The organism is Bradyrhizobium sp. USDA 4452 (assembly GCF_054063575.1).
Genome location: NZ_JBSSGK010000001.1, coordinates 7,384,904 through 7,410,795, shown reverse-complemented (window position 1 = coordinate 7,410,795; position 25,892 = coordinate 7,384,904). Strand labels below are relative to the sequence as shown.

Annotated in this window: 22 protein-coding genes; 10 read left to right on the top strand and 12 right to left on the bottom strand. The window is 65.3% G+C overall.

Translation table 11 applies throughout. The features are described from left to right. Nucleotides 1–48 precede the first annotated feature (48 nt). The 6 genes from ACVISU_RS34815 to rfaD all read right to left on the bottom strand — a co-directional run bounded on the left by ACVISU_RS34815 (nucleotide 49) and on the right by rfaD (nucleotide 7,996). Nucleotides 49–978, bottom strand: coding sequence for an NAD-dependent epimerase/dehydratase family protein (locus ACVISU_RS34815; RefSeq protein WP_456709959.1), 930 nt, complete (start codon nucleotides 976–978; stop codon nucleotides 49–51). Then, nucleotides 975–2,189 (bottom strand): glycosyltransferase family 4 protein, encoded by a 1,215-nt coding sequence (locus tag ACVISU_RS34810; protein ID WP_456709958.1) that lies wholly within the window; start codon nucleotides 2,187–2,189, stop codon nucleotides 975–977. The genes ACVISU_RS34815 and ACVISU_RS34810 overlap by 4 nt, the downstream gene beginning before the upstream one ends. A 49-nt stretch (nucleotides 2,190–2,238) precedes the next feature. After that, a complete protein-coding gene (locus tag ACVISU_RS34805; RefSeq protein ID WP_050403551.1) occupies nucleotides 2,239–4,152 on the bottom strand; it encodes a nucleoside-diphosphate sugar epimerase/dehydratase in 1,914 nt (637 codons plus the stop codon). Between the two features lie 83 nt (nucleotides 4,153–4,235). Beyond that, a complete protein-coding gene (locus ACVISU_RS34800; protein WP_050403552.1) occupies nucleotides 4,236–5,516 on the bottom strand; it encodes an O-antigen ligase family protein in 1,281 nt (426 codons plus the stop codon). A gap of 8 nt (nucleotides 5,517–5,524) precedes the next feature. After that, nucleotides 5,525–6,997: a D-glycero-beta-D-manno-heptose-7-phosphate kinase gene (rfaE1, locus tag ACVISU_RS34795; RefSeq protein ID WP_456709957.1), complete on the bottom strand. Its 1,473-nt coding sequence runs from the start codon at nucleotides 6,995–6,997 to the stop codon at nucleotides 5,525–5,527. A gap of 18 nt (nucleotides 6,998–7,015) precedes the next feature. Next, nucleotides 7,016–7,996, bottom strand: a complete 981-nt coding sequence (gene rfaD / locus ACVISU_RS34790) for an ADP-glyceromanno-heptose 6-epimerase (protein WP_050403554.1) — start codon at nucleotides 7,994–7,996, stop codon at nucleotides 7,016–7,018. A gap of 135 nt (nucleotides 7,997–8,131) precedes the next feature. Here rfaD and waaF point away from each other — a divergent pair, with 135 nt between their 5' ends. Next, on the top strand, nucleotides 8,132–9,196 hold the full coding sequence (gene waaF, locus ACVISU_RS34785) for a lipopolysaccharide heptosyltransferase II (RefSeq protein WP_456709956.1): 1,065 nt from the start codon (nucleotides 8,132–8,134) through the stop codon (nucleotides 9,194–9,196). Here the strand turns inward: waaF and ACVISU_RS34780 are convergent. Then, nucleotides 9,178–10,224, bottom strand: coding sequence for a glycosyltransferase family 4 protein (locus ACVISU_RS34780; RefSeq protein ID WP_456709955.1), 1,047 nt, complete (start codon nucleotides 10,222–10,224; stop codon nucleotides 9,178–9,180). The two genes, waaF and ACVISU_RS34780, sit on opposite strands and share 19 nt — an antisense overlap. Nucleotides 10,225–10,355: 131 nt before the next feature. On the opposite strand from ACVISU_RS34780, the gene galE reads away from it, so the two are divergent. The 3 genes from galE (at nucleotide 10,356) to ACVISU_RS34765 (ending at nucleotide 14,016) form a co-directional block, all read left to right on the top strand. Beyond that, the gene (gene galE / locus ACVISU_RS34775) at nucleotides 10,356–11,369 is read left to right on the top strand and encodes a UDP-glucose 4-epimerase GalE (protein WP_456709954.1); all 1,014 of its coding nucleotides are present in this window, start codon (nucleotides 10,356–10,358) and stop codon (nucleotides 11,367–11,369) included. 97 nt (nucleotides 11,370–11,466) lie between these two features. Next, nucleotides 11,467–13,278 (top strand): ABC transporter ATP-binding protein, encoded by a 1,812-nt coding sequence (locus ACVISU_RS34770; protein WP_456709953.1) that lies wholly within the window; start codon nucleotides 11,467–11,469, stop codon nucleotides 13,276–13,278. Between the two features lie 36 nt (nucleotides 13,279–13,314). Further along, nucleotides 13,315–14,016, top strand: coding sequence for a fumarylacetoacetate hydrolase family protein (locus ACVISU_RS34765; RefSeq protein WP_456709952.1), 702 nt, complete (start codon nucleotides 13,315–13,317; stop codon nucleotides 14,014–14,016). A 60-nt stretch (nucleotides 14,017–14,076) separates the two neighbouring features. Here ACVISU_RS34765 and ACVISU_RS34760 read toward each other — a convergent pair whose 3' ends face one another. Further along, entirely contained in the window at nucleotides 14,077–14,343 is a 267-nt protein-coding gene (locus ACVISU_RS34760; protein ID WP_456709951.1) for a hypothetical protein, read from the bottom strand. Between the two features lie 180 nt (nucleotides 14,344–14,523). Further along, nucleotides 14,524–14,757: a hypothetical protein gene (locus tag ACVISU_RS34755; RefSeq protein WP_083992114.1), complete on the bottom strand. Its 234-nt coding sequence runs from the start codon at nucleotides 14,755–14,757 to the stop codon at nucleotides 14,524–14,526. Nucleotides 14,758–14,961: 204 nt separating this feature from the next. Here ACVISU_RS34755 and ACVISU_RS34750 point away from each other — a divergent pair, with 204 nt between their 5' ends. Then, nucleotides 14,962–15,300, top strand: coding sequence for a hypothetical protein (locus ACVISU_RS34750; RefSeq protein ID WP_456709950.1), 339 nt, complete (start codon nucleotides 14,962–14,964; stop codon nucleotides 15,298–15,300). On the opposite strand, the gene ACVISU_RS34745 is transcribed toward ACVISU_RS34750, so the two are convergent. Continuing rightward, entirely contained in the window at nucleotides 15,261–16,964 is a 1,704-nt protein-coding gene (locus tag ACVISU_RS34745; RefSeq protein ID WP_456709949.1) for an NAD-dependent malic enzyme, read from the bottom strand. The genes ACVISU_RS34750 and ACVISU_RS34745 overlap by 40 nt on opposite strands. 261 nt (nucleotides 16,965–17,225) lie before the next feature. On the opposite strand from ACVISU_RS34745, the gene ACVISU_RS34740 reads away from it, so the two are divergent. Beyond that, nucleotides 17,226–18,563, top strand: coding sequence for an MFS transporter (locus tag ACVISU_RS34740; protein ID WP_456709948.1), 1,338 nt, complete (start codon nucleotides 17,226–17,228; stop codon nucleotides 18,561–18,563). Between the two features lie 264 nt (nucleotides 18,564–18,827). Then, nucleotides 18,828–18,983: a hypothetical protein gene (locus ACVISU_RS34735; protein WP_167350189.1), complete on the top strand. Its 156-nt coding sequence runs from the start codon at nucleotides 18,828–18,830 to the stop codon at nucleotides 18,981–18,983. A gap of 88 nt (nucleotides 18,984–19,071) precedes the next feature. On the opposite strand, the gene ACVISU_RS34730 is transcribed toward ACVISU_RS34735, so the two are convergent. After that, nucleotides 19,072–20,001, bottom strand: a complete 930-nt coding sequence (locus ACVISU_RS34730) for an aspartyl/asparaginyl beta-hydroxylase domain-containing protein (protein ID WP_050403563.1) — start codon at nucleotides 19,999–20,001, stop codon at nucleotides 19,072–19,074. Nucleotides 20,002–20,356: 355 nt separating this feature from the next. Here ACVISU_RS34730 and ACVISU_RS34725 point away from each other — a divergent pair, with 355 nt between their 5' ends. From ACVISU_RS34725 to ACVISU_RS34715, 3 genes are all read left to right on the top strand, one after another. Continuing rightward, on the top strand, nucleotides 20,357–21,559 hold the full coding sequence (locus ACVISU_RS34725) for an ABC transporter substrate-binding protein (RefSeq protein WP_430641562.1): 1,203 nt from the start codon (nucleotides 20,357–20,359) through the stop codon (nucleotides 21,557–21,559). 10 nt (nucleotides 21,560–21,569) lie between these two features. After that, nucleotides 21,570–23,297, top strand: a complete 1,728-nt coding sequence (locus ACVISU_RS34720) for an FAD-dependent oxidoreductase (RefSeq protein ID WP_456709947.1) — start codon at nucleotides 21,570–21,572, stop codon at nucleotides 23,295–23,297. 172 nt (nucleotides 23,298–23,469) lie between these two features. Then, on the top strand, nucleotides 23,470–24,264 hold the full coding sequence (locus ACVISU_RS34715; RefSeq protein ID WP_456709946.1) for an IclR family transcriptional regulator: 795 nt from the start codon (nucleotides 23,470–23,472) through the stop codon (nucleotides 24,262–24,264). Nucleotides 24,265–24,384: 120 nt separating this feature from the next. Here ACVISU_RS34715 and ahcY read toward each other — a convergent pair whose 3' ends face one another. Then, nucleotides 24,385–25,812: an adenosylhomocysteinase gene (gene ahcY, locus ACVISU_RS34710; RefSeq protein ID WP_456709945.1), complete on the bottom strand. Its 1,428-nt coding sequence runs from the start codon at nucleotides 25,810–25,812 to the stop codon at nucleotides 24,385–24,387. Nucleotides 25,813–25,892 lie beyond the last annotated feature (80 nt).

Genomic DNA, 25,892 nt, shown 5'->3' with positions numbered 1-25,892 from the left:
ACCGGTTCGCGTGAAGAAAACGCGCCAAAACAAAATCTAGATATCGGTTCAGCGCAGCGCGCGCCGCAGCCCCTCGTCGAGGCTGATCGGCTGCTGCCATCCGGTGCTTGCGACCTTGGACAGATCGAGCTCAAGCGAGGCGAACAGGCTGTCATAGGCTTCCTTGCGGCCGCCCAACGTGAGCGACACCTTCAGGAGCGGCGACGGCAGCCAGAACAGACGCGGCGAGGTTTCTGCCGCGCGGGCGAGGCGCTCGACGAACTCCCGGGTCGAGACCTGCTCGCGGTCGGCCACCAGAAACACATCGAATTCATTTCCCGGTCGCGACAACCGGTACAGGATGAACGACGCCAGGTTTTCCGCCGACAGGAACGCCCGTCGATTCTTCACGAAGGCGAGCGGAAGCGGCATGCGATTGATCACCGCACGCTTGAGCAGGGCGAAGTTTCCTTTCGCACCGGCGCCGTAGATCAGCGGTGGCCTGATCACGGTCACCCTCATGCCGCTGCCCGGCACGATCCCCTTCAGCCCTACTTCGGCGGCTGCCTTCGAGTTTCCGTAGAGGCCGCGGGGCGTCAGGACGTCGTCCTCGCGAAACGGCGGGCGCCCGTAGTTGCTGCGCCCATGCACCAGGATCGTGCTGACAAAAATGAAGTCCCGAACACCCGCCGCGACCGCCGAACGCGCCAGATGCAGCGTGCCCTCGATATTGACGTTGCGGTAGAGCTCGATCGCCTGTTCATCGGACTGCTGGTGAACGCGAGCGGCAAGATGAACGACGGCGTCCACGCCATCGAGTGCGGCACGCCAATCGGTGACGGGACTGAGCGAGCCGATCGCCACGTCGTTTGCGTCTAGCGGCGAGGTGCGCACCGCGCGCCGCACCATCCAGCCGTTCTGCTCCAGCTCGGGCACCACATGGCGACCGACAAAGCCGCTCGCACCCGTGACCAGAACCGTCGGGCGGCGATCATTCATGCTGTCCGCTCCACATCGTGATTGGATAACAGCTCCGCAACCAGCGCGGCATAGCCCGACAGCGCCCGCTCGGGACTGAAGGTCCGCGCGGTCGCGACGGCACGCCCGGCCATCTCGGCGTCCTGCGATTGCGACGCCAGCCTGATGGCTTCGGCGAGTTGATCGGGCCTTCCCGGCGTGACGACCCAGCCCAGCCGGTTCTCGCTGACGGTGAGCGCGGCCTCGGCCTCGGGCTCGGACACCAGGATGACCGGCCGGCCGGCGGCGAGCAGATTATAGAACCGGCTCGGCACCGATACGCCGGCGACGTCCTTGCGATAGGGGATGAGCCAGACGTCCGCACTGGAGAGCAGCGCATCGAGCTCGCTGTCCGCGACGCGCTCGACCAGCGTGACGTTGGCGAGCTGCGCCTCGGCCTGCAGCTCCTTCAGCCGCGCAAAGCCCATGCCCCATCCCGAGAGCAGGAAATGGATATCGCGCTCGTCGCGGAGCAGCCGCGCGGCCTCGAAGACGATATCCGGATCGTGGGTGAAACCGAGATTGCCGGACAGGCCGACGACAAAGCGGGCGGCAATCGCCTTGCGAAACGGATTATCGGGGCTGACGGGACGATTGCCGGCGGCGAGCGTGGCCCAGTTCGGGATGAACCTGATCTTGTCGGGTGTCATTCCGCGATAGCGCAACAACAGCTTCTCGGCGTCGCGGCCGATCACGATGACAGTGTTCAAGGCGCGGAACATCAGCGCGTTGATCGCGCGCATCGCCCGCGCAACCAGCGAGGACGGCCGCAGCAGCCCGGCCATCACCAGAACATCCGGAAACAGGTCGTGCAGGATCAAGGCCGACTTCGCCCCCTTCAACCTTGCCGCGGCAGCAACCGCATAGGGAAGCGCGAACGGAGCCGTCACCGTCAGCGCCACATCGCCCCGCTTGAGCCGCGACAACAACGCAAAGAACATCCGCACCGTGAACAGCGTCTCGGCCAGGGCACGCTTGAGCAGCGCCGCCTTTCCCGGCAACCAGTTCCTGATCTCGACGACGACGGGCCGCCCCGGCGCCGGCGCCCGCGCCGAGCCCGGCATCCCGGAGACTACCACCACGTCCGCTTCCTGTGCGATCCGTTCAGCGATCGCGGACATGATCGCGGCGGTCGTGCTGTGGTCCGGCGGATAATGCTGGCTGGCGACCACGACTTTTCGTGCACTGGGCATCAATGGCTTTCGAGACGGTCCTGCCCGATCGCCCCGCAGGACGGCGCGGTCAGGCGGCATTTGATCCGAACTCGGGCACGGCGTCCTGCAGGACGGCACGGATGGTCACACGGTCATCTCTGTCGATCGCATCTTCCAGCGCCGCGAGCCACTTGCGCAGCGTCGACATCGGCGGCTGGTTCGGCTTGGCGGCCATCACGCCGGCGACGCCGATCTCGAGCGTCGGCTCCTGGCTTGCGAACAGGATCTCGTTCAGCCGCTCGCCGGGACGGATGCCGCTGAACACGATCTCGACGTCGACGCCCGGTTGCAGGCCCGACAGGCGGATCATCCGCTCGGCGAGATCGACGATCTTCACCGGCTGCCCCATGTTCAGCACATAGACCGAGACGTCAGGCCGCGCAGGCGTCATGGCGTGCGTCGCGGCGGTGATCACAAGATCGCAGGCTTCGCGGATCGTCATGAAATAACGGACCATGTCCGGATGGGTCACCGTGATCGGTCCACCGGACTCGATCTGGGCCTTGAACTTCGGCACCACGGATCCGTTGGACGCCAGCACGTTGCCGAACCGCACCGAGATCAGCCGCATGTGCGGCTTGCCCTTGGCCTCGGTCATCAGGTCATGGTCCATCGCCTGACAGTACATCTCGGCGAACCGCTTGGTCAGGCCCAGCATCGACACCGGCTCGATCGCCTTGTCGGTCGAGATCATCACCATGGCGCTCGCGCCCGCCGCACGCGCCGCGTCGGCGACGTTCACCGATCCAAAGATGTTGGTCTTGACCCCTTCGCTCCAGTCGCGCTCCAGGATCGGCACATGCTTGAGCGCCGCGGCATGGAACACGATGTCGGGCTTGAACTCGCTCATCAGGCGCGTGATGCGCTCGCGATCCCTGATGTCCGCGATCCGGCCCTCGATCTCGGGGCCGGCATCGCGCGCGGACAGCGCCTCGGTGACCGCATAGAGTGCCGGCTCCGAATTCTCGACGACCAGGAGGCGCGCCGCGCCGAAGGTCGCGACCCTCTCGCAGATCTCCGCGCCGATCGAGCCGCCGCCGCCGGTCACGATGACGGACTTGCCCTTCACCAGCGTCTCTAGCCGCGCATAGTCGATCTTCTGGCTCGGGCGCAGCAGCAGGTCTTCGACCGCGACATTGGTGAGCCGTGGCGTATCGCCGCCCTCCAGCGACGGCAGGCGGCTGACCATCACACCGAGCCGCTTGGCGCGCATCAGCACGCTTTCCGGATGCGCATCCGGCTCGAAGGCCGAGGGCGTCATGACCACGCGCGTGATCGGCCGCTGGCGGCTTTCGAAATCCCGAATCACGGCTTCGATATCATCGACGCCGCCGACCACGGGAATGTTGCGGATCATCTGGCCGCGGTCCGCGGCCGACGGCGAGAGCACGCCGACCGGCCAAAGCCGCTTGATGGCGCCGTTCTCGATGCCGCGCAGGACGACTTCGGCATCGGCCGTGCGCCCGACCAGCAGCGCCGACGCGGCATTGTCGGATCGGGCATGAAGACGCGTGCGCGAATAGCGGAAGTAGCGATAGCCGAGGCGCAGCGCGCTCAACGCGAACACCTCGAGGAAGAAGAACAGGATGATCGTGACCCGGCCGAGGAACACCGGACTTGGCGAATTCGCACCGGTGAAGAAGTAGACGTAGTCCACCACGACCAGCGCCAGCGTCAGCACCGCTGCGACCCGCAGGATGTTCACCGCGTCCGGCAGCGAGGTGAAGCGCCATTTCGCCGTGGTCAGATTCGAGAAATAGCTGACCACGACGCTGAACAGCACGAACCAGGGCAGAATGCGCAGCAAATGCGGCAGCCGATCGGTAAGCAGGCTGCCCTCGAAGCGCAGATAAAAGCTCGCCAGCAACGCGAACGTCGTAGCGAGCGCGTCATGTGCCAGGATCAGGAAGTTGCGCGAGGTGAATTGTGAAAGGCGCGTCATCTAACGGACGTGTTGCTGGCAACTGGGAGTTCGCGACGGGACATGGGCAGGCTGTAGCGTATCTGCGGGGCCCTTGCCAGCGATCATGGACGGATCGGAGGCTCGGGTTCCATATCCGTCCCCAATCGCCCCTTCAACGCCATACCGCCCGCAACGCCGACGCCCAGCACGTACATCCAGCCTTCATGAAAGTCGAAGATGTGTGAATTAAACAAAGAACTTGAGATATTCTGTACCACGACGAGAAGCCCGATCCAGTTGACGAGGCTGTCGCCGCGGAACAGCAACAGGTGCAGCAGCCACATCGCGTACAGTATCGCTACACCTACAATGCCCCACTGCACCGCGACGTTCAACGTTTGATTGTGGGGGTTTCCGATCACTTCACCGGAAGCCTGAGTCACACCGCCGGTCGCGACGCGCTCGAACAGGCCCCGCGTCGAGCCGGTGCCATGGCCGATGACGGGGGCCTCGGCGAAGAAGCCGAGCGACTTGCGCCAGAATTCGAGCCGCAAACCAAGCGACGTCGGCTCGTTGCGCTCCATGTAGAGCTTGTAGTCGCGCTGGAATGAATCGGCCGTCGCGCGCAGTTGTGGCGAGGCATACCACGCGGCCACGGACAACGCGCCGGCCGCACACAGGATCAGTACGATGCTGCGCCAGCGCAGATGCAGCAGCGCAAAGACCGCGAACATGATGGGAACGGTCACCAGCGCGGTCCGCGACACCACCACGAGCGCCATGTTGGCAAACAGGCTGAGCGCGATCCCGACCAGCAACGCGGCCGGCAGGATGCGATTGGCCCGCAGCAGCATCACGATCGGATACGCCAGCGCGACCGCGCACAGCGTGAATTCCTGGCTCTGGTCGATGTAGTTCTTGACGAAGACGCCCTGCTCGCCGGGGGCCGGCGCCCGCAACGCGAGGTGGGGATAGGCAAGCACCAGCCACGACATCAGCATCAGCAGCGTGCAGGAGACGAGGAAGGCCACGAACACCCATGTCCCACGGGTCGAGCGCTGGAAGTGATAGAGCAGGACCGGAAGCACCAGCAGCTTTGCGGTCGGTCCGACCGCGTACAATCTGGCGCCCCAGGCGGCGTCCGACCAGAGCGTGCCGGCGAGCGCGAGGCAAAACAGCGCGATCGGCGCCACGCAGATCGGCCGCTTCAACAGCGTCCAGAACGCCCGCAGGTCGATGGTCGGCGCAATCGTGATCAGCAGCACCACGCCGAAGATGCCGACCAGCGAGGTCGACCACGGCAGCGACACCGCAATCAGGACCGCGACCACGTCGGTCGTGGTCTGCCAGCGTGCCGGATCGCGCCAGGCCGGGCACGCCGCGGCGCCTGCCGGGGATGCCATGCTCGCGCTCACGCCTTGCCCTCACGGGCCCGCGCAACCAGCGACGTCGTGCTGTGGCCCTGCAGGATCTCGACCAGCACCACCTCGCCGCCGGCGGCCTCGACGATCTCGTGGCCGACCACCTGCTCGCGGGTATAGTCGCCACCCTTGACCAGCACGCTCGGCCGCACCTTCGCGATCAGATCGATCGGCGTGTCCTCCTCGAAGATTGCGACGAGGTCGACGGCTTCCAGCGCCGCCAGCACCTCGGCCCGGGCGCGCTCGTTCTGCACGGGACGCCCCTCGCCCTTCAAACGCTTCACCGAGGCGTCGCTGTTCAATCCGACGATCAGACGGTCGCAGGCGCCGCGCGCGGCGGTCAGCACCTTGACGTGGCCGGGATGCAGGATGTCGAAGCAGCCGTTGGTGAAGCCGATCCGCAGATCCTGCCTGCGCCATTCCTCGAGATATGCGTCGATATCGCCGCTGGCCGGGACGATCTTCTCCTCGGCCGCCAGCGACGCGTGCGGCAGGATCTTTCGCCGCAATTCGGCGGACTTGACGATCGCGGTCCCGGTCTTTCCGACCGCGACCGCAGCTGCGGCACTCGCGATCCGCAACGCGCCATCCCAGTCGGCACCAGCAGCCAACGCAAGCGCCAGCGCCGCAGCAACGGTATCGCCGGCGCCGGAGACGTCGCGCACCTTGACTGGCAGCGCCGGCACGTGGATCGAACCGCCCTCCCGCGTCACCAGCGTCATGCCGCGCTCGCCCTGCGTCACCAGCATCGCCTCGCAATCGGCGAGGACCATCGCATCGGGAGCGGCCTGCGCGATGCTGTCCTGGCTGTCGGCACGGCTGCGGGTTGCCTCGGCGAATTCCTTCCGGTTCGGCGTCAACACGCTCGCGCCGCGATAGATCGCGAGATTGGCGCTCTTCGGATCGACGATCACGCGCTTGCCCGCCTGGCGCGCGGCGTCGATCACGTTGCGGATCACGCGCGCGGTCAGCACGCCCTTGGCGTAATCGGACAGCAACACGATGTCGGCGCGCGCAAGGCGCGGCAGGATCGCATCGATCAGCTGCTGTTCGATGACCGGCGCAGCGGGCGCAGCCAGTTCCCAATCGGAGCGCAGCATGTGGGTCGAGAATTGTTCGGAGACGAAGCGCACCTTGCGCGTGGTCGGGCGGGCGGCGTCGCGCACCAGCACGGTCTCGATGCCGGCCTCCTTCGCGAGCGCCTCTGATAGCACCGTGCCGGCGGCATCCTCGCCGATCAGGCCGACGAAGATGCAGCGGCCGCCGAGCGCGGCGATGTTGCGCGCGACGTTGCCGGCGCCGCCGATATTGCTCTCGCTGCGCCTGACCGCGATCACCGGCGCCGGCGCCTCCGGCGAGATCCGCGACACCTCGCCATACACGAACTCGTCGAGCATGAGGTCGCCGACGCAGAGCACGGTCTGGCCGGACATTGCACGCGAGATCGCTTCAAAATCGAACATCAGTCACCGTCATCCGCTCTAGCGATAGCGATCCGCGCGATCGAGAAAGCCATTCACATAGGCTCCGACCGCGTCTTCCAACTGCGTAAAACCGCCATTGTATCCGGCGCGTCCGAGACGATCGACGACGCTCTGGGTGAAATACTGGTAACTGCCGCGAATCTGCTCGGGCATGTCGACATACTGGATGTTCGGCTGCAGGCCGAGCGCGCCATAGGCCGAGACGATCAGGTCCTTGAAGCTGCGCGCCTTGCCGGTGCCGACATTGAATAGGCCGGAGACCCGCGGCGTCGCGACCAGCCACATCATCACCCGCACGACGTCGTCGACATAGATGAAGTCGCGGCGCTGATCGCCATCGGCGATACCCTCGCGATGCGACTTGAACAACTGCACGACGCGGCCTGCCCTGATGTCGTCGAAGCGGCGCGCCAGCACGCTCATCATCGAGCCCTTGTGATATTCGTTGGGGCCGAACACGTTGAAGAATTTCAGACCCGCCCATTGCGGCGGCAGAGCGTCGCCTTTCGCAGCGCGCTCGGCGACGGCGAGGTCGAACAGGTTCTTGCTCCAGCCATACAGGTTCATCGGCCGCAGACGTTTCAACGCCTCCACCGAACCATCGTCGTCAAAACCCTGCTCGCCGTCGCCATAGGTGGCCGCCGACGAGGCATAGATCAGCGGGGTTCCGGTCGCAGTGCACCAGTCGAGCAAGCGCATCGAGAGACGGAAATTGGTCTCGATCACCAGATCACCGTCGGTCGCTGTGGTCTCCGAGATCGCGCCGAGATGGAGGACGCCATCCAGCCGCCGGCCCTGCAGCCAGGCCATCAACTCGGCTGGCGGCACAAAATCGGCGATCTGGCGCTTGGCCAGGTTCCGCCACTTGCCATCGCTGCCAAGGATGTCGCAGACCGCGACGTCGCTGCGCCCGGCGTCATTCAACGCGGCCACGACGTTCGATCCGATAAAACCGGCGCCCCCGGTTACCAGAAACATGATGAAATCCCGCCAGATTCCTTTGCAGCCGCCAGCTTTGCCCCACTCCCGCGCCACAGGCAACGACGGCTTTACCTCACATCGCGAACCGGTTACCGACTTGGCCGCGCCGAACCGGCTTTGGCCCGCTTAAAAATGAATATTGATTCAATATCTGACATCGAAACCCAGGATACCGAGGATACCAGACCGATCCTCATCGTGCCCTATGTTTGGATTGGCGATTTCGTGCGCGGCCACACCGTGGTCAGGGTGCTCCGCAAGCGCTGGCCCAACCGGCCGGTCGACCTTCTGACGTCCAGTCTTTGCGCGCCCCTGGTCGATTATATGCCCGGCGTCCGCGCCGGGCTCGTGTTCGACCTGCCGCGCAGCCGGCTGGCGCTGGCTCAGCAGCGGGCGCTGGCAGCCGAGCTTCGGAAGCGGAACTATGCCACCGCGCTGGTGATGCCACGCACGTGGAAGTCCGCCATTGCGCCGGCGCTGGCGGGGATCCCCGAGCGGGTCGGCTTCTTCGGCGAGGCGCGGTTCGGCCTGATCAATGCGATGCGTTGGGGCGAAAAGAAGCTGCCGCGCTTCATCGACAAGAACGCCGTGCTGGCGCTGCCCGACGGCGCTCCCCGTCCGCCCGAATGGCCGGTGCCGCAACTCCGGGTTTCTGCCGACGAGATCGGGCGATGGCGGCAAGCCAACGGTCTCGGCACCGGCCGCGCCGTCGCGCTCGGGCCCGGCTCGGTCGGCGCCTCCAAGCGCTGGACCTATTACCCGGAAGCCGCGCGGCTGTTCGCCGAGCATGGCTTCGACGTCTGGGTGGTCGGCGGCCCCGGCGAAAAGGCGCTGGCGCAGGAAATCGCAGCCGCCGGCGGTGCGCGGGTCCGCGATCTCACCGGCACCGATCTGCGCAACGGGGTGCTGGCGATGGCCGCGGCCAGCGTCGCTATCGCCAACGACTCCGGGCTGATGCACATCGCGGCCGCGATCGGCACCCCCACCATGGGCATTTTCGGCCCGACTGACCCCTATCTGTGGGCTCCCCTCAATGATCTCGCCGCCACGGTGCGGCAGAGCAAGAGCAAGCTGCCGTGCCAGCCGTGCCAGCGCACGGTCTGCACCATGAACGACCATCGCTGCATGCGCGACATCGCGGCCGAAGAGGTCGTCGATATCGCCGAGCGCGTACTGGCTCAGATCAGGGCGCGATAGACCGCAGCGATCGCGCTCGCCTCCGCATCGAGGCTGAACTTATCCACAACTCGTTGGCGCGCCCGCGCCCCCATCGCCGCGGCCGCGGCCGGATCGCGCATCAGGGGTTCAAGCGCCGCCACCAGCGCGTCGACATCGCCCGGCGGCGTCAGCACGCCGGTGGTGCCGTCATCGACCACGAACTCGGCGGCGCCCGCGCGCGCAGCCACCAGCGCCGCGCCGGCCGACATCGCCTCGATCAGGGTCAGGCCGAAACCTTCGTTGCGCGAGGTGAAGGCGTAGACCGTCAGCCGCTGATACCAGCGCACGACATCCTCGATCGGTAATTCGCCGGTGATGATGATGCGCGATTGCAGGCCGGCGGCCTCGATCTTCCGCTTCAGCTCGCTGGCAAAGGCCAGTTGCTCCGGCACCACGGCGCCGACAATGACGGCGGTGAAATCGGGATAGCTCGGCAGCAGCCTGCACATCGCCTCGACGAAGACGTCACTGCCCTTCTGCGCGCGCACCCGTCCGAAGCAGCCGATCGCATAGCGTCCCGGCAACCCGCTCTCGGCAAAGGCGGCAGCGCGATCGGCTGGCGGCGCATAGCGATCGGTGTCGACGCCGTGCATCACCACCGTGGCCTCGCGCTTCAGATAGGATGCCGACAGCGGGCTGGTGGCGATGATCGCATCCTGGTTGCGGATCAGCCAGCGCGTCAGCCAGGTGTGATGGCGCTGCGCGGCTGAGGTGAACAGCAGTTTCAGCGGCCAGCCGAACGCGCGCAGCAAAAGGCCTGCGATCATCTCATCATTGCGCCGCGCGTGCCAGATCACAGGCCGCGCGCGCCGCCGCAGCCGCATCAGATCGGAAAATCCGATCGCGTCGATGCCATCGGGCCGATGCGAGCCCAGCCAGGCTGCGCGAAACATCTTGGCAAGCTTCGGCGCGACCATACGGTTGGTCGCGGTGACACCCGAATAGCGTCGGTGCAGATTGGGCACGATGAGCTCAAGCTCGCCGGCAGCTATGTTCTCGATCGGCACGCAAGTCTCCGTTTCGTGCCAGTTCCTATACGCAACATTAAGCATAGTGGCCAGTTCGGCCGCGGCGAAACCCCCTCTTCACCGCACTCCCGATAGCATCATCCGTAAAAGATATCGGGAGAGCTCTATCCATGACCGTGCTCGTGACCGGCGGTGCCGGCTATATCGGAAGTCACATGGTTCATGCGCTGGTCGATGCCGGAGAGAGTGTCGTCGTCGTCGACAATCTCTCCACCGGCTTCTCAGCGTTCCTGCCCGAAGCTGTTCCGCTGTTCATTGGCGATGCCGGCGACGAGAACCTCGTCGAGGGCGTGATCGCTCAGCACGGCATCGACAGCATCATCCATTTCGCAGGTTCCGTCGTGGTGCCGGATTCCATGCGCGATCCGCTCGGCTACTACCGCAACAACACCATGACGACGCGCAGCCTGCTCAATGCTGCGGTGAAGGGCGGCGTCAACCGTTTCATCTTCTCCTCGACCGCCGCGGTCTACGGCAATCCGGACCAGGTGCCGGTGCCGGAGATCGCGCCGACGCGTCCACTGTCGCCCTACGGCTCGTCGAAGCTGATGACCGAAATCATGCTGCACGACGTCGCCTCGGCGCATGGCATGAGTTACGTCGTGCTGCGCTACTTCAACGTCGCCGGCGCCGATCCTAAGGGCCGCGTCGGCCTTGCCACCATCGGCGCCACCCATCTGCTCAAGATCGCGGTCGAGGCCGCGACCGGCCAGCGCGCCAAGATCGACGTGTTCGGCACCGACTATCCGACCCAGGACGGCAGCTGCGTGCGCGACTTCATCCATGTCAGCGACCTCGTCGAGGCGCATCGCTCTGCGCTGTCCTATCTGCGCGGCGGCGGCCAATCGGCGACGATGAACTGCGGTTACGGCCGCGGCTATTCCGTGCTCGAGACCATCGAGGCGGTGCGCCGGGTCTCGATGCGCAATTTTGCGGTCGCCTATGCCGCGCGCCGGCCCGGCGACATCATGACCATGGTGGCCGATACCACCCGGATCCGCTCGCTGCTCGACTGGACGCCGCGGTATGACGATCTCGAGACCATCGCGAGCCATGCGCTGGACTGGGAGGAGAAGCTGTTCCGGGAGCGCGGGGGCGCCGCGCGACAGGCAGAATCGGCCTAAAAATCAAGCCGTTATTGTGCTTGAAAAAGCCCCGCCAAGCGGGCAAGGAGGTCCGCAACCCTGACGGCCGGCGCAGCCCGCCGTCAATGGAACGCGGATGGCTCAGTTTCCAAAGAAAATTACCGACGATCCCTATGGCGCGGCGATCCTGATTCGCCGCCTGGTCACGGAACAGGGGATCACCTACTGGCGGCGCTATCTGACGGCGTTCGCCCTGATGGCCGTTGCGGCCGGCTCGACGGCCGGCGCCACCTACGTGCTCGGCCAGGTGATCAACCAGGCCTATGTCGACAAGAACATCCCCGGCATCGCGATGTTTGCCGGGATCACGGTGCTGCTGCTGTTCATCAAGGGCGTGGCGACCTACGGCCACATGGTGATCCTGTCGAAGATCAGCAACGCCATCCTGGCGCGGAACCAGCGGCAATTGTTCGCCAAGCTGATGAGCGAAAGCATCGGCTTCTTCTCACAGCGGCACTCGTCGGAATTCCTGGCGCGGCTCACCGCCGGCGCCAAGTCGATCACCGACGTGCTCAACATGCTGGTCAATGCGATCGGCCGCGACTTGCTGATGCTGATAAGCATGGTCGCCGTCATGGTCTGGCAGGACCCGCTGATGTCGTTCATCGGGCTCGTGGCAGTGCCACCGGCGATGCTGGTGCTGCGCAAGCTGGTGAAGCGGATCAAGGGACTCGCCTACAACCAGTTCACCGGCACCGCCGACATCATGGAGACCATGCAGGAATCGCTGCAGGGCATCCGCACCGTGAAGGCGTTCACGCTGGAAGGCACCATGCAGCAGCGGATCGACGAGAACATCGCGACCGTCGAGCGCAATGCCAACAAGATGGCGCATGTCGCCAACCGCTCCAACCCGCTGATGGAGATGCTCGGCGGCTTCGCGGTCGCCGGCTGCCTGATGTATGGCGGCTACAGCGTGGTCGCGCTCGGTTCGACGCCCGGCCAGTTCTTCACCTTCCTGACCGCCTTCCTGATGGCGACCGAGCCGGCCAAGCGCCTGGCGCGGCTCAATATCGACCTCAACAGCCAGCTGGTCGGCGCACGGATGCTGCTCGAGGTCGTCGACAGTCCCGCAAGCGAGCAGGCCGACGACGACAAGTCGGCGCTGAAACTCTCCGAAGCGCGGATCGAGCTGCGCGACGTCAGCTTTGCCTATCGGCCCGGTGAGCCGGTGCTGGACCGCATGAGCTTCGTAGCCGAGCCCGGCAAGGTGACCGCGCTGGTCGGTCCGTCCGGCGGCGGCAAATCGACGGTGCTTGCTTTGCTGTTGCGCTTCTACGAGACGCGCGAGGGCGACATCCTGATCGATGGGCAGTCGATCCTGTCGGTCTCGCGCAAGTCGCTGCGCCAGCAGACCGCCTATGTCGGCCAGGACGTCTATCTGTTCCGCGACACCATCCGCGCCAACATCGCTTTCGGCAAGCCGGGCGCCACCGAGGCCGAGATCGTCGACGCCGCCAAGGCCGCCTGCGCGCACGACTTCATCATGAGCTTCCCGCTCGGCTACGATACGCCGGTCGGCGAGCATGGCACGCAACTGTCCGGCGGACAGCGCCAGCGCATCGCGGTCGCCCGTGCGCTGATCAAGAACGCACCGATCATCCTGCTCGACGAGGCCACCGCCGCGCTCGACTCGGAGTCGGAGAAGCAGGTGCAGGAGGCTATCGAGCACCTGTGCCAGGGCCGCACCACGATCGTGATCGCGCACCGCCTGCACACCATCATGCACGCCGATGCGATCCTGGTGGTCGAGGGCGGCAAGATCGTCGAGCGCGGGCGTCACGAGGAGCTGCTGCGCCGCGGCGGCCGCTACGCCTCGTTCTTCCGCCTGCAGCACCACCACGACCCGTCGCCGCTGGCACTGGCGCCGATCAGCGCCACCGGCTAGACCACTCAAATTCACCTCAAGAGCAGCGAGATCCGCATGAACGCCGCCTCCACCGTCATTCCGCTTCCCCCGCAGCCCTCGCTCCCCGTCGTCGGCGAATCCGGCGTCTATCCGGTCCGCCGCATCTGGTGCGTCGGCCGCAACTACCTCGAGCATATCAGGGAGATGGGCAATGACGAGCGCGCGCCGCCGTTCTTCTTCGGCAAGCATGCCGACATGCTGGTGCCGGACGGTGCGACGATCCCCTATCCGCCGCTGACCAAGGACCTGCATCACGAGGTCGAGCTGGTGGTGGCGATGAAGAGCGGCGGGCTCAACATTCCCGCCGACAAGGCGCTCGAGAATGTCTACGGCTATGCCGTCGGGATCGACCTGACCCGCCGCGACCTGCAGATCGCTTCGCGCAAGAAGGAGCGGCCCTGGGAGATCGGCAAGTCGTTCGACTATTCGGCGCCCTGCTCCGCGATCCAGCCGGCTTCAAAGATCGGCCACCCCTCAAGCGGCAAGATCTGGCTTACAGTCAACGGCAAGGAAGCGCAGAAGGGCGACCTCACCGAATTGATCTGGAACGTGCCTGAAATCATCTGGCAGCTCTCGCAGCAGGTAAAGCTCGCCGCCGGCGACATCATCATGACCGGCACACCGGCCGGCGTCTCGCAGCTCCAGGTCGGCGACAAGCTCGAATGTGGCGTCGACGGCGTCGGCACGCTCGCCGTGACGATCGGCAAGCCGGAGTAACTCCGGATCTAATCCACCAGCAGACCGCGGCCCCGAACCGAATTCGGGGCCGTTGCCTTTTCAGAATTGCTCGTGGCCGGGATGATTGGGATCGCCGAAATATCCGCCACCACCGCCGCCACCAGCACTGTCCCCGCTGTAGCCCGATCCGAGCGAGGGCTGCGGATCGACCGGCTGGCGGTGCGGGCCGCCCGAACCGCCCGGAGGCAGCTTCGCGCCGACTGACTTCGGTGGCGTCATGCGAAGCCCACCCGCCTGTGCGGAGCTCAGCGCGGTTACGCCGAACGCGACAACGGCAGCGAAAGCTACGAGCGAATTACGTGTCATGCGACGTCTCCTTCAACTCGGGCCGGGCACCATGCGCCAGCTCCGACGCCGCACGCTTCGCACGATCGCACTGGCCTGGCTGTGAGGTGGGTCACGCCCATTCCGCGGCCGCTTCCCGGCGACACCGCACCGCCCCGGAAAACCCAGGACCAGACGTCCAGGGCTTTCCGCTTTACGCTATCATCGCATCGTGCCGGGCATGCAGGGCGGCTCGGTGAAAGGCGCGGTTGCGAACGATCCGACGTTCGGGGCGCGAACGCAATCGGTGGTCTTGCTGCTGACCGGTGTCGCCGTGGTGGTAGCCATCGAAGCATGGGCGCGCCGCGCCGCAGCATGGTTGCTGGCGGCAGACGCCTGAGCCGAGTACGCGGCTGCCGCAACCAGGGCAAGCGTCACGAAGGTCAATTTGGTCATTGGGTTTCTCCGCACGTGGATGAAGCCGATAAAGCTCGGCTCCTGTGACCAATGACTGTGGATGCCGGGAAATTATTTCCTCACGCGCGATCACCGAACCGCGAGCGCCCGATCACATCGGACGGACCGGGAATACCGGGACGCGAGTAGCACTCCATTTCATCAAGGCCGCGCCAACGCGGCGATGACGGTATGGAGATTCTCATGAGCGAACTTCGGCGACTTGGCAGAGCACTTGGCCTGGCTGCAACTCTGTCCGCGGCAATCACGGCCTCCTCCGCGCAAGCGGCAGTGCGGGAGCCTGGCGTCTACGCGTCAAACGAAACCGCGACGCGGCCATGGTTGGCGCCGGTCGGTCATCGCCAGCCGCGCGCCGCCGACCTTCCGGCAGCGACTGCGTCGCCGCAGCAGATCATCGATCCGGAAGACGCGATCGTCGATCGCAAGATCAAGGGCATTTGCCGCGGCTGCTGCGCGCTGCAGAATACGACCTGCATCCGCGATCAGGGAGCGCCTGCTGCCGTGCGCCGATACGGCACATAGCGCGGCGTCCAGACCTTGGCCTTTATGCGCGCCTCGACCTGATCGATCGGGATGTCCTTGGCGAGCCCTTCCTTGTGCGCCTGCAACGCGACCGCCAGCGCCACCGTCAGCGACACATCGCGCAGCGCGCTGACCGGCGGCAGCAGATTGTGCTTCGGGTTGTTGCGGGCCGGCGAGACGCTGGCCAGCGCCTTGGCTGCGGCCATGAACATGCCGTCGCTGATCCGGCTGGCGCCGACTGCGAGCGCGCCGACGCCGACACCTGGGAAAATGTAGGAGTTGTTGGTCTGGTCGACCTTGAAGCGCGCGCCGTCGCGCACAATCGGCGGGAACGGGCTGCCGACGCCGATCAGCGCCCGTCCCTCGGTCCAGGCTTCGATATCGGAAGGCGTCGCCTCCTCGCGCGAGGTCGGATTCGACAGCGGAAAGATCACCGGCCGCTGGTTGCAGCCGGCCATTGCGCGGACGATCGGCTCGGAAAACGCGCCGGCCTGGCCGGAGACGCCGATCAGCACGGTAGGCCTCGCGTTGCGCACGACGTCTAGCAGCGCGATCTTGTCGGGATGGCTGAGCTGCCAGCCCGCGATCGCCTGCCTGCTCTGCACGAAAGGCAGCTGGAACGGGGCGAGCCCGCTCATGCCCTCAAGCAGCAGCCCGTCGCGGTCGACCATGAAGAAGCGCTCCGCCGCCTCGCTCTCGGACAGACCGGCATCGATCATCGCCGCGCGGATCAGGCTGGCGATGCCGCAGCCGGCGGAGCCAGCGCCGAACACCGCGACGCGCTGCTCGGTCAGCGACACGCCGGTGACGTTGATGGCCGAGAGCAAGGCGCCGGTCGCGACCGCCGCGGTGCCCTGAATGTCGTCGTTGAAGGTCAGCAGCCGGTCGCGATAGCGCTCCAGCATCCGCGTCGCGTTGTTCTTGGCAAAATCCTCCCATTGCAGCAGGACGCGCGGCCAGCGCTTCACCACCGCGGAGACGAACGCCTCGATGAAGTCGTCATATTGCTGGCCGCGGACGCGCTCGTTGCGCCAGCCGATATAGAGCGGATCGGCCAGGCAGTCTGGATTGTCGGTGCCGACATCGAGCATGATCGGCAGCGTGGTCGCCGGATGCAGGCCGCCGCAACCGGTGTAGAGCGCGAGCTTGCCGATCGGGATGCCCATGCCGCCGGCGCCCTGGTCGCCGAGGCCGAGGATGCGCTCGCCGTCGGTAACGACGATCGCCTCGACATGGTCGAAGCGCGGATGGGCGAAAATGCGGTCGATGCGGTGCTGGTGCGGAATGCTGAGGAACAGCCCGCGCGGCTTGCGAAACAGCCGGCTGAATTTCTGGCAGCCCTCGCCGACGGTCGGCGTGTAGACGATCGGCAGCAGCTCTTCGAGGTTGCCCACCAGGAGCGCGTAGAACAGCGTCTCGTTGGTGTCCTGCAGTTCGCGCAGAAAGGCATAGCGCTCGATGTCGGTTTCGTAGCCGCGCAGCGCCTCGAGGCGGCGCGAGACCTGCTCATCCAGCGTCAGGATATTGGGTGGCAGCAGGCCGTGCAGGTCGAACGCCTCGCGCTCGGCCTCGGAGAACGCCGTGCCCTTGTTCAACTGCGGATCGGCCAACAGCTCGTAGCCGCTCAGCGCAGTTGTGGCGAAAGCTCCAGTGGTCTCGGGCATGAGAAAGCCTTTCGATACGGAATCCCGGTCAGGACTGTAGCACTTCGGTGCGAGCGACCGGAACCCGCCCCCGCCCGCCAAATTCTTCGGGCCGTGAGGCCGGATTGATTGCCTCGCAGCCGTTGGTGACAGCGCGATGACGCCAGGGCCGACGCCCGGTCCATGTCGAAACCGCAACGCAGGCTTGGCAACTTCCGTTCTGGTTCGACACCACGCGCGCCGATACTGTCCGGCAAAATCATTGGTGAGGAAAAACGAATCATGTCGGGAATCGAGCTTGCGACGCCACGTCTGAAATCGATTCAGCGCGTCGCGCTGGCTCTGCTGGTCGTTGCAGGGGTCGTCAATTACATCGATCGCGCGACCCTCGCAGTTGCCAATCCGCTGATCCGCGAGGAACTCGGATTGTCCATCGCGGACATGGGCTATCTGCTTTCCGCGTTCCTCTGGGCCTATGCATTCTCGCAGCTCCCCACCGGTGCGATGGTCGACCGGCTGGGTCCGCGCCTTCTTCTCGCCATGGGCCTCGGCCTGTGGTCGTTCGCGCAGCTCGTCGGCGGCCTGGTGCAGAATTTCGGCCAGTTCTTCGGGGCCCGCGTCCTGCTCGGGATTGGCGAGGCCCCGCAATTTCCGACCGGTGCGCGCGTGGTCCGCGACTGGTTCAATCAGCGCGACCGGGGGCTTGCGACCGGCGTGTTCAATTGCGCGTCATCGCTCGGCACGGCGATTGCCGTGCCGCTGCTGACCTATCTGATGCTGACATTCGGCTGGCGCGCAATGTTCGTGATCATGGGCATCGCCGGCCTCGTCGTCGCCGTCTGCTGGTATGGGCTCTATCGCAACCCCGAGCAGGTCGCGCTCACGCCGCACGAGAACTCCTACCGGACACAAGGCGATCCGCCCGGCCGGCGCACCAAGGTTACGTTCCGCGACTGGTCGCTGCTGTTCCGCTTCCGCACCACCTGGGGCATGATCTTCGGCTATTTCGGCTGCATCTATTTGACCTGGATCTACACCGCCTGGCTGCCGGGTTATCTCGAGATTGAACGCCACATGAGCGTGAAATACACCGGATGGGCCGCCGCGGTGCCGTTCGCCTGCGGTGTCGTCGGTGGCGTCGTCGGCGGATACATCGCCGACATCCTGGTCCGCCGCGGTGTCGAGCCGCTCAGGAGCCGGCGCTACCCGGCCGCGATCGCACTGCTTGGAACGGCCGCCTGCACGGTGGCTGCCGCCTATGTCGAGAGCAACGCGCTGGCGATCGCCTTCATCTCGATCTCGCTGTTTCTGGTCTATGTGACCAGCACCTGCGCCTGGGCCTTGAGTTCGGTCGCGGTCCCGACGAACTGCACCGCCTCGATCGGCTCAGTGCAGAATTTCGGCGGATATCTCGGCGGCGCGCTAGCGCCGACCGTGACCGGCCTGATCGTGCAGAAGACCGGTTCGTTCGTGCCGGCGCTCGTCGTCGGCGCCTTAATCGGCGTCGTCTCGGCGGGATGCTATCTGTTCATCGTCGACCAACCAATCACTGCCGCCGATATGGATGCCGCTTCCGACACGCTCGGTTCACTCGGCGTCGGCGCCAATCGGGAACCGTAATTCCAAGCGAGGCAGCGGAAACATCACGGTCAGGCCGAGGCTCAACGCGTCCACAACATACCTTGGTATGCCGCCCTCATTCCTTGTCGCACCCTGTGCTGACGCGCGTACAGTTGAGCGGTGGCGAGCGATTCTTAAATTCGCAGCTGCTCCAACGGGCGCATTGGAGTTCCGTGATCGGGATCACTGCTCCGAAGGGAGAGTCGCTAGACGATCGCGAGACGCAATGCCAACTGGAACGCGGGTTCTGCGGGGAACACTCAAATGATCGTCAACATTCAGAAGCTGGATGGCCTGTGGCACCTCATCGTCGGGTCGTGCAAGATCAGAACTCCGTTCCTGGAGACCCAGGACCGCGAGTGGGTCGTGGCCTACGCCAGGCGGGTCTACCCCGGTGCCAAGGTATTCGAACGCGACTGATGTCGTTGCGCTTGACAGCTCGCCCACCCAGAGAAAAGCCCCGGTCGGCTCCGGGGCTTTTGCGTTCAACGCGGTGCGGCCGCCGCAATCACCGCAGCGCCGACATTACGATCAGGCCGAGGATAAGCGCCGTCACGGAATACTTCAGCGTGTAGTACACGTTCCGATTCCATTCCTTGACCTTGCGGCTGGCGAGATGGATCTCGTAGAGCTTGCCGAACACCTTGTTCAGCGCGCCGACATGCTCGCCGTCGACGTTCTGGGTCGCCGACGCCTTGACGATGTTGTGGCTGACCCAGCGATTGATCCTGGTCATGAAGCCGTACTTCATCGGGCGCTCGACGTCGCAGAACAGGATGATGCGGTTGACGTCGGTCTTGTTCTCGGCGCTGTGGATGAAAGTCTCGTCGAACATGAAGGCCTCGCCGTCGCGCCAGACGCATTCGACGCCGTCGACCAGGATTCGGCACTCCTTCGAGTTCGGCGTCACCAGGCCAAGGTGATAGCGCAGCGAGCCCGCGAAGGGATCGCGATGCGCCCCTAACTTGCCGCCGGGCGGCAGCATCGCGAACATCGCGCCGTGCACGTTCGGGATCGAATTCAACAGCTCCACCGTCTTCGGGCACAGCGTGCGCGCCGACGGCAGGAAGTCGTCGTACCATTTCAGATAGAAGCGCTTCCAGCCGCTCTTGAAGAACGAATAGAAGCCCCAGTCGTTGTTCTTGGCCGCGGCGCGGATGAAGCCCTCGTCGAACAGGCGCGTGGCCTCGTCGCGAATTGTCTGCCAATTGTCGGAGAGCTTCTTGAGCTCGGGAAACTGCTCGACCGGGATCACCGGCGTGTTCGGCACCGCGGAGCCCGCATACATCAGCACATTGTAGGGAGCGAGGTAGGTCGAGTGATCGCCGAGTTGGCGAGCGAAGCGCAGCCGCTGCTTGCCACGGAAGTGGACGTAGAGTGTAGAGGCCGCCAGCACGTAGAGAATAACGAGCTGCGGCGCGAAGAGCTGTCTCAACATGATCCGTCTATGATCGCGGCCCCCCGATGCTCTTTATGCACCGCCCCGTAGCAGCCTGAACCCTCAATGGGCGGCTTAGCCCTGGGCGGCGAAGCGCAACGCCGTCCGCGAAAATTCCCCTGTTTCATCGTGACTTGACACTGCCGCGAGCTCTGGCGCGAGCCAAAGCCCTGCTGCCGTGCCATCCCGGTTCAGCCATGTAAGCGTCTGCTCACCAAATGTGAAGCACCGCCTTATTCGAGCAGGCCACCGTGTGGCCGCAATCACACACCCATCATTCGCCATTGACAAACTGATTAGATAATTACTAATCGCGAAATGGTCCGTCTGAGAATGCGGACATCGAGAGGGAGGAATGATGAGACAAGTTTTGGCGGCAGCCATTCTCGCGGCAATGACCACGGCCGCTCATGCCCAGGTGTCCGATGACGTCGTACGCATCGGCGTGCTGACCGACCTCTCGAGCTGGGGGCGCGACAATTCCGGCCCAGGCTCGGTCGAGGCGGCCAAGATGGCGGTCGAGGAGTTCGGCCCCACCGTGCTCGGCAAGCCAATCGAGATCGTCTCCGCCGACCACCAGATGAAGACCGATGTCGGCGTGCAGATCGTGCGCGGCTGGTTCGACAACGGCAAGGTCGACGCGGTCGTCGACATCCCGAATTCCGGCATCGCGATTGCCGTGCACAACATGGTGCGCGAGCGCAACAAGATTGCGCTGTTGTCCGGCCCCGGCGCCAGCTCGCTGACCGACGAGCTGTGCAGCCCCAACACGGTGCACTTCGCCTACGACACCTATGCGCTGTCGAAGGTGACGGCCTCGGCAGTGATCGCGGAGGGCGGCAAGTCCTGGTTCTTCGTCACCGCGGACTATGCGTTCGGCCAGCAGCTCGAGAAGGATGCCACCCGCTTCATCAACGAGATGGGCGGCAAGGTGCTCGGCAGCGTCCGGCACCCGACCAACACCGCCGACTTCTCCTCCTTTGCGCTGCAGGCGCAGAGCTCGAAGGCGGACGTCGTGGCATTCGCCAATGCCGGCCAGGATACCGATAATTCGATCAAGCAGTCCGGCGAGTTCGGCCTCGTGCAGGGTGGCCAGAAGTTGGTGGGCCTTTTGATGTTCGACACCGACGTGCATGCGATCGGGCTCAACGCCGCGCAGGGCACCTATATGACGACGGCATCCTACTGGAACATGGACGAGAAGACGCGCGCCTGGTCGAAGAAGTTCTTCGCCCGCGCCAACGTGATGCCGACCATGATCCAGACCGGCGTCTACGGCTCGGTGCTGCATTATCTCAAGGCGATCCAGGCCGCCGGCACCGATGATCCGAAAGCGGTGATGGCCAAGATGCGCGAGCTGCCGATCGAGGACACCTTCGTGCATGGCGGCAAGCTGCGCGAGGACGGCCGCGTCATCCGCGACATGTATCTGGCGAAGGTGAAGAAGCCCTCGGAATCCAAGGAGCCGTGGGACTATCTCGACATCATCAAGACGGTGAAGGGCGAGGACGCCTTCCGCCCGGTGTCCGAGTCCAAGTGCCCGCTGCTCAAGAAATAGGATCGATCGCGTGGCCAACGAAGAAACGCAAGAAGCGTACAACTGCGACGCGCTCGTCGTCGGCTCCGGCTGCGCCGGGCTGTCGGCGGCGGTCACCGCCGGCCATCACGGCCTCAAGGTCCTGGTGGTCGAGAAGGAGCCGCGCTTCGGCGGCACCACCGCGCGTTCCGGTGGCTGGCTGTGGATTCCCGGCACCTCGCTGGCGAAGGCCTGGGGCATCGAGGAGAGCCCCGATCAGGCCAGGACCTACCTGCGCCACGAGGCCGGCAACAGCTTCGACGCCGCGCGTGTCGATGCGTTCCTCACCGAAGGGCCGAAGGCGGTCGACTTCTTCACCACCAAGACCGCCGTGCGGTTCGACATGCCGCTGACCTTCCCAGACTATCATGCGGAGGCGCCCGGGGGCGCGCAGGGCGGCCGCTCGATGGTGACGCGGCCGTTCGACGGCCACGAGCTCGGCGAGGCCATCAAGAACCTCGGCAGCCCCCTGCCCGAGCTCACCGTGTTCGGCATGATGCTGGGCTCCGGCAAGGAGATCGTCCACTTCATGCGCGCGACGCGGTCGCTGACTTCGGCGGCCTATGTCGCCAAGCGGCTGTCGAAGCACGCGATCGACGTGATGCGCAACGGCCGCGGCATGACGCTGACCAACGGCAACGCGCTGGCCGGCCGGCTGGCGAAATCCGCCTTCGACCTGAAGATCCCGCTCTGGCTCAATTCGCCGGTGCGCGAATTGATCGTCGAGAACGGCGTGGTGCGCGGCGCGGTGATAGAGCGCGAAGGCCGCACCGTCCGCGTCAACGCGAAGCGCGGCGTCGTGCTCGCCTGCGGCGGCTTCCCGCATGACGTCGCGCGGCGGCAGAAGATGTTTCCGCATGCGCCGACCGGCAAGGAACATTACTCGCCGGGTCCGACCGGCAACACCGGCGACGGCCTGCGCCTTGCGGAATCTGCAGGCGGCCGTGTCGAGGACTCACTGCCGAATGCCGCGGCCTGGGTGCCGGTCTCGGTCACCACGCGCAAGGACGGCTCGAAGGGCGTGATGCCGCATTTCATCGACCGCGCCAAACCCGGCGTGATCGCTGTCATGCGCGACGGCAAGCGGTTTGCCAATGAAGGCAATTCCTACCACGACTTCGTGCAGGAAATGATCAAGGCGGCGAAGCCTGGCGAGGAGATCGCGGCCTTCCTGCTCTGCGATCACGCGACGCTGCGCAAATACGGCCTCGGCTGCGTGCCGCCGCGCCCGATGCCGCTCGGCCATCACCTGAAGACCGGCTATCTCAAGCGCGGCGCGACGCTGTCCGAGCTTGCCGCGCAGGCCGGCATCGACGCGAAAGCGCTCGAGGCAACCGTCGCGGCGTTCAACGCGACCGCCGCGGAGGGCCGCGACCCCGCTTTCGGCAAGGGCTCGCGCGCCTACAACCGCTACCAGGGCGATGCCCTGCACGGCCCCAATCCGTGCATCGCGCCGATCCAGCACGGGCCGTTCTACGCCATCAAGATGGTGATCGGCGATCTCGGCACCTATGCCGGGATCCGGACCGACGCCAATGCCCGCGCCCTCGACGCCGACGGCCAGCCGATTGCCGGCCTCTATGCCGCCGGCAACGACATGGCGAGCATCATGGGCGGCAACTATCCCGGCGCCGGCATCACGCTCGGCCCCGCGCTGACCTTCGGCTACATCGCAGGCAAGCACATCGCCGGCGCGGCGAGAGAAGGAACCGCGGCATGACAAAAGTCCCGTCATCCCGAGGAGCGCGCAGCGCGTCTCGAAGGATGGGCGGCCCCGACTGTGGCCGTGCATCCTTCGAGGCTCGCTTCGCGAGCACCTTAGGATGACGGTGGTAGCACGAAGGGCCGGATTTCCTGCCAATTGCGAGAAGCACGAACACGAACAGGACCACATGACGAGAGAAAGCCGCGGCATACAGTCGATCGAGGTCGGCGGAGAATTGCTCCGGGCGCTCGCCCGCAGCGGCGAACCGATGATGCTGCGCGATCTCGCCCGCGAGGCCGGCATGCCGCCGGCCAAGGCGCATCCCTATCTCGTCAGCTTTTCCCGCATCGGCCTGATCGAGCAGGACGAGACCACCGGCCGTTACGAGATCGGCGCGCTGGCGCTCGAGCTCGGCCTGATCAGCCTGCGCCGACAATCCGCGGTGCGAATCGCAACGCCGCGGATCGCCGCGCTCGCCGACAGCATCAACCATGCGGTGTCGCTGTCGGTCTGGGGCACCCACGGCGCGACGGTGGTGCGGCTCGAGGAGCCGAGCCATCCCGTGCATATCGCCATGCGCGTCGGCTCGGTGGTGGCGCTGCTCGAGACCGCAACCGGCCGCGCCTTCGCCGCCTTCATGCCGCCGAACGCCGTCAAGACGGCGCTCGAGAGCGGCCTCGATCGCCTCGGCGTTGGCTACAATCCGAAACGCGAGACCATCACCGCGAAGACCACGGAAATACTTGCCGAGGTGCAGAGCCGCGGTCTCGCGCGCGCGATCGGCGATCCCCTGCCCGGCGTCAACGCCTTCGCCGCCCCGGTGTTCGATCATGCCGGCCACGTCGCCCTGGTCATCACCGCGATGGGACCGGAGGGCACGTTCGACGCCGGCTGGGACAGCGCTATCGCGACCGCGCTGCGCGATTGTGCAGGCGAGATCTCGCGGCAACTCGGGCACGGCACGGCGCGGGCTTCGGGGTGATGCAGGCTCCTTGCCGCCGCGTCGCGAGCCCGTCGGCAATGACGGCACGCTGAGCCATCTCGGCAAAAAGCCCCGGACGATGCCGGGGCTTTTCACTTCATCGATCGCGGTCAGCGCGGCTCAGTAGCGGTAGTGGTCCGACTTGTACGGACCTTCCTGCTTGACGCCGATGTAGTCGGCCTGGTCCTTGCGCAGCTCGGTCAGCTTGACGCCGATCTTGGCGAGGTGCAGGCGGGCGACCTTCTCGTCGAGCGTCTTCGGCAGCACGTAGACCTTCTTGGCGTACTTGCCATCCTTGTTGTTGGCGAACAGCTCGATCTGCGCCAGAGTCTGGTTGGTGAAGGACGCCGACATCACGAAGGACGGATGGCCCATCGCATTGCCGAGGTTCACGAGGCGTCCTTCCGACAGCATGATGATGCGATGCTTGTCGGGGAATTCGATCTCGTCGACCTGCGGCTTGATGTTGGTCCACTTCAGATTGCGCAGCGAAGCGATCTGGATCTCGTTGTCGAAGTGACCGATGTTGCAGACGATGGCGCGATCCTTCATCGCGCGCATGTGCTCGATGGTGATGATGTCCTTGTTGCCGGTGGCGGTGACGAAGATGTCGGCGCGCGGCGCCGCGTCCTCCATGGTCACGACCTCATAGCCTTCCATCGCGGCCTGCAGCGCGCAGATCGGATCGACCTCGGAGACCATGACGCGGCAGCCGGCCTGGCGCAGTGAGGCGGCCGAGCCCTTGCCGACGTCGCCGAAGCCCGCGACCATCGCGACCTTGCCCGACAGCATCACGTCGGTGCCGCGGCGGATGCCGTCGACCAGCGACTCGCGGCAGCCATAGAGGTTGTCGAACTTCGACTTGGTGACGCTGTCGTTGACGTTGATTGCCGGGAACAAAAGTGTGCCCGTGTTGGCCATCTCGTACAGGCGATGCACGCCCGTGGTGGTCTCTTCCGAGACGCCCTTGATGTTCTTGGCGATCTCGGCGAAGTAGCCCTTCGGCTTCTCCTTCAGGAGACGCTTGACCAGCGCGTAGAAGATCTCCTCCTCCTCGGAGGTCGGCTTGTCGAGGAAAGCGGTGTCGCCCTGCTCGGCCCGGTAGCCGGCGTGCACCAGCATGGTGGCGTCGCCGCCGTCATCAAGGATCATGTTGGGCGTGCCGCCGCCGTGCCAGTCGAACAGCTTTGCGGTGTAGTCCCAGTATTCAGTTAACGTCTCGCCCTTCACGGCGAACACCGGAATGCCGGCGGCTGCGATCGCGGCAGCGGCGTGATCCTGAGTCGAGTAGATGTTGCAGGAGACCCAGCGGATATCGGCGCCGAGCGCGGCCAGCGTCTCGATCAGCACGGCGGTCTGGATCGTCATGTGCAGGGAGCCGGCGATGCGTGCGCCCTTCAGCGGCTGCTTGGGGCCATACTCCTCGCGGGTGGCCATCAGACCGGGCATCTCGGTCTCGGCCAGAGAGATTTCCTTGCGGCCGAAATCGGCGAGCGCAATGTCCTTGACGATGTAGTCGGTGAAGCTGGGCTTCGTGGGGGCGTTCATGTCGGTTTCCTAATGAGTGAATTCAGCGTGTCAGCAACAAAGCGGGCGGAGCGCGATGTGGCACGATCTTCTCCCTCTCC